This is a genomic window from Vibrio sp. V30_P3S12P165, from assembly GCF_009904905.1.
Classification (GTDB): Bacteria; Pseudomonadota; Gammaproteobacteria; order Enterobacterales; family Vibrionaceae; genus Vibrio; species Vibrio fujianensis.
Genome location: NZ_WXWH01000047.1, coordinates 1 through 4,248, shown reverse-complemented (window position 1 = coordinate 4,248; position 4,248 = coordinate 1). Strand labels below are relative to the sequence as shown.

Genomic DNA, 4,248 nt, shown 5'->3' with positions numbered 1-4,248 from the left:
AATCGTAGACGAGATATTCTTAGGTAATATTTGTAGTCGGTTTCTTTCCATGGTTTGCATGGTGAGTAGCTGGTTACGCCTTGTGACTAAGTCACTCATAAGACGTATGTTTTCGCTTTTTAGTTTGGTCAGTTCTGGCTGAACACGTTCGGCATAATGTGCGATGAGAGCGGCATCTAAACGGTCGTTCTTAGCTCGTTGACCAATGGCACCAGCAAACCTTTTAATACGTAGTGGGTTGGCAATAACATAAGGTAATTTGGCTTTGTCACAGGCGAGTATAAAAGGCATTTCTAATCGACCTGTAGCTTCGATGACGACACGTTGAGGTTTGTGTTTCTTAATGGTTTTTATGGCATCGCTGATGCCTTTTTCGGTGTTCGGGACAGTGAAGTAAATATCGAGTGGTCGGATGTAGATGTCTAATTGTGACTTACCAGTATCAACGCCGACATTAATGTTTTGAAGTGTGTTTGTATTCATAATAAGCTAACTCTTGCTTGCAAATGCGGGCTCGAGACCCAGAAGACTATTCGAGTGTGGTGCTTGGAGTTCTATCTGGCGTTCGTACTTGTTACCGGTCTCTCAATTGAGGAGCCATCGTTCAATCGAACTACCAGATAGAAGAACTTTAGTTGCAGCTAAAGTCTGGGTCTCACCTTACCCGATTGGAGTACTTATTATCCATACAAGGCGTTAAAGAGGGATTCGCAACGCGTGGCATTTTCGTTATGCGTTGATTTTATTAGTTTTTAGTGTAATGCGGTGAGTTGGTCGTTGCGTTGCTCACCCCTTAACGCGGCGTTATGTTTACTTGTATTTCAGTGGCTTAAAGTTTCTTCGATCTATGTTCTTTGTCCCTTTGGCAGTTCGTCCGAGTTACTTCAGCAAATCCGCATTGTCGGCCCAAGTTCATGAATCACTCAGCCCGTAAAACATACTAATGTTCGTGGTTTGCTTCATTTTCAGGTCGTGGTGGCTGTGTTTTGTGTCACTGGCTCTAAGTCGCTTTGAGTGTATTTGCCAATTGGCATATCGGCTTGGCAGTTGCCTCGGCAATTTGCTATTGTTTTGCGCTGTGGTTGGAAAGATAGGGCGCTTGTTGAACGTTGGTCGGGTTGCCTCATTGGGCAGGGAAGTGGACTTACGCGTTTTATGTTCCGTTCATCTGGCGGCCAAGTGAGTTTTGTCGTGTGATTCGGCTCAGAAAATCCGGTTAAGAATGCAGTTCTTTGCCAAATAAATCAGTCATTTGTGGTAAAACATAACAAACAATTCAAGCAGACCCTCAACGCTTAGCACTTTTGGTTTGCGTTGAAATTCGTGTTGCCGAGCAATGCGGAAAGTGAGCCAGTGCGTTTCGGGCTACTTAATTGGGCGTTAGAGGTTTTGGAGGTTTAGTGGAAATCGCAGAGTTAGTTCTCAAATATTTAGAGGTGTTAGTTTGGCCACTGGTTGTTTTGGTAGTGCTTTTTCACTTCAAACAAGAACTTCAAGAACTGTTTAAGAAAGCGCTTAAGTCGCATGAACTTGAAATCGATGTTTTAGGTCAACGCGTAAAATTGAAAGCTTTGGAGCAACTGACCAATGAGGCGGCTATTTCTCATAAAATTGAGGATGTCGGTGAAAAACAACATGAGAACGATTTTCTAGCATTAAGTTTTGCTCGCATTATTTCTCAGCTTTCGACTGAAGAAGTCATGTTCATGAGGCATGTTGCTCGGGCTATGGGTGACGAGGGTTATGTGGGGTGTACAGCGGAACGCTTAGTGCTTGAAAAGTTCGAAGACTTAGCTTTGTTACAAAGAAATGATAAAGGCTTTTATATCCCGACAGAGCAAGGCAAGAAACTCCTGTACACGATAAAAAACCTCTAACAAACTGTTTAAGAGTGATTCGCAACGCGTGGCATTTTTACTATGCGTTGATTTTAGTGTTTAAGGTGGTATGCGGAAGCATCGGTATTGCGTTGCTCACACCTTAACAGGGCGTTATAAGCAAATTCAGCCCCAGAGGATGAAAAATGGAAATCGAGTACAAAGTAAACCATCCAATCTCAGTTGAACAATTCGTGAGTTTACTGAAGAAAACTTCATTGGGTGAGCGGCGTCCTTTGGATAATGAGTCAACTATTCAGGGTATGCTCAATAACTCTAATTTAATTGTGACCGCATGGCTGAACGATCAACTTGTCGGTGTTGCTCGTTCAGTGACAGATTTTCATTATTGCTACTATTTGTCTGATTTAGCTGTTGATGAAAGTGTTCAATCCAATGGTATAGGTAAATATCTAATCTTAGTGACCAAAGAAGAGTTGAGCCCAAGTTGTAAATTGGTTTTACTATCAGCACCGAAAGCACAAGGTTATTATCCGAAAATTGGTTTTGAATCTCATAATAGTGCATGGGTTTTATCTAGTTCAGAGCAGTTGAAAATCAATTAAATCAAGGTTTTATTTGCTTATAACAAAGCGTTCAAGAGGGACAGCCAACGCGTGGCATTTTTATTATGCGTTGGTTTTTGTGGTTACAGTGTTATGCGGAAAGTTGGTAGTTGCGTTGGCTGCCCCTTAACGCGGCGTTATAAGCTTTGGAGGCTTTAGTGATTACAATTCGAGAAATGGATATTTCCGATTACGATTCAGTGATTGATCTGTGGTGCCAGACGGAAAGCTTGTCATTAAGAGATGCTGATTCTAAACAAAGCATTGAAAGTTACCTTAACCGAAACTCTGGGCTAAGTTTTGTTGCTTTAAGCGGCAATAAAATTATTGGTGCGGTACTCGTTGGGACCGATGGTCGCAGAGGATATCTGCAACATTTGGCTGTTTCATCAGAATTTCGAGGCCAAAAAATAGGTAAAGCTTTGGTTGAAAAATCAGTTGATGCTTTGACTTCGATTGGTGTTTCAAAGACGCATTTATTTGTTTATAGCAATAATGTTAATGCGCAAAATTTTTACGAAAAATTAGGCTGGTTTCCAAGGGATGAAATACGCATGTATTCGTTTAATAACTCAAGTAATCCAAACGTTTAGTGGCAGCTTATAACAAACGGCTCAAGAGGGATTGCCAACGCTTGGCGACTTTAGTGCAAAATTGAAGTTCAGTGTTTACGGTGTGTTTTTTGCGTTCGGCGGTGCGTTGTCAACCCCTTAGCCGGGCGTTATGTGGTTAGATAGAGAATTATGATGCAAATTGATGATATTTTAATTAAAAACTCAGGATGGACATGGAACAAGTTGAGAGAAGCTAGAAACCTTGGTTTTCAGCTTGGAGAGGAGTCGATAACTGATTTCTTAGTACTGAATATAAAAAAATTAGGTGGCACTAAGTTGATCGTCGAGAGTTTTACTCGACATAAAGAATCACTTAATGGTGCTGATTGGGAATGGTGGTTTACAGGACCTAGTGGTAAATGGCTTGGAATGCGGATTCAAGCTAAAGTACTTAAATTAGATACTGAAAAATATGAACATTTACATCACAAAAACAAAAATGGACAGCAAGTAGATTTACTTGTGCAAGATGCCGCTAAAGGTAACATGATTCCTGCTTACTGTATGTATACCAATTGGGATCCTAAGAAATATGATACTCCTTGGAAGTGCCGAACACACAAAACATCAGTTCGCCACTATGGAACAGCTCTACTGAGCACCAAAAAAGTAAAAGCATATCAAGTGAACAATGAAACTCGCTTATCTCAAATTATCAACGACCTAAAACCAATGCATTGTATTTTTTGCTGCTCAGGGCATGGTGGTTCAGACTTGCCCTCACGGGCACTAAGTTATGCGAAGTCAAATGGACTGTTGCCAGTTAACGCTGATGGTAATCAGGGTGAACAAAATATTGAACTGCTTCTCCGGAATGAACCACCATATTATGTAACTCAAATGCTGGAGAATAAATTAGATGATGACTTCATTGACATGCATGATGATCGCTTAAAAAGAGTGACAGTATTTAAAGAGGTCGAATAACCACATAACAAACGCTTCAAGAGGGACAGCCAACGCGCGGCATTTTTATTATGCGTTGGTTTTTGTGATTACGGTGTTATGCGAAAAGTTGGTAGTTGCGTTGGCTGCCCCTTAAGCGGGCGTTATGTAACCGTAGAGAAAAAGACCGCAATATATTGAAAGTTAAAGTGTTTTTATGCTTTTTCATTTTTAAGTTAGTTTCTATTTTACATGTTTTATGATTTTAACTTATTGTTTTAATTGGTTATTTTAAAGAATGACAAA

The 4,248-nt window shown here is 40.5% G+C and carries 5 protein-coding genes; 4 read left to right on the top strand and 1 reads right to left on the bottom strand.

Translation table 11 applies throughout. The features are described 5' to 3' along the window. On the bottom strand, positions 1-483 hold a 483-nt coding region (locus CAG57_RS10235), incomplete at its 3' end, for an IS110 family transposase (RefSeq protein WP_161434001.1). 917 nt (positions 484-1,400) lie between these two features. Between CAG57_RS10235 and CAG57_RS10230 the strand changes: the two genes are divergently transcribed. From CAG57_RS10230 to CAG57_RS16130, 4 genes are all read left to right on the top strand, one after another. Then, positions 1,401-1,877: a hypothetical protein gene (locus tag CAG57_RS10230; RefSeq protein ID WP_161430730.1), complete on the top strand. Its 477-nt coding sequence runs from the start codon at positions 1,401-1,403 to the stop codon at positions 1,875-1,877. Positions 1,878-2,023: 146 nt separating this feature from the next. Continuing rightward, positions 2,024-2,443: a GNAT family N-acetyltransferase gene (locus CAG57_RS10220; RefSeq protein ID WP_161439522.1), complete on the top strand. Its 420-nt coding sequence runs from the start codon at positions 2,024-2,026 to the stop codon at positions 2,441-2,443. Positions 2,444-2,601: 158 nt separating this feature from the next. Further along, positions 2,602-3,036, top strand: coding sequence for a GNAT family N-acetyltransferase (locus CAG57_RS10210; protein ID WP_064626944.1), 435 nt, complete (start codon positions 2,602-2,604; stop codon positions 3,034-3,036). Between the two features lie 150 nt (positions 3,037-3,186). Then, positions 3,187-3,984, top strand: coding sequence for a DUF6615 family protein (locus CAG57_RS16130; protein ID WP_237665881.1), 798 nt, complete (start codon positions 3,187-3,189; stop codon positions 3,982-3,984). The last annotated feature ends 264 nt before the right edge of the window (positions 3,985-4,248 follow it).

What these genes read in the sequence shown, in the direction of transcription:
- CAG57_RS16130 (WP_237665881.1), top strand. Translation starts at nt 3,187, where the DNA reads ATGATGCAAATTGATGATATTTTAATTAAAAACTCAGGATGGACATGG.
- CAG57_RS10220 (WP_161439522.1), top strand. Translation starts at nt 2,024, where the DNA reads ATGGAAATCGAGTACAAAGTAAACCATCCAATCTCAGTTGAACAATTC.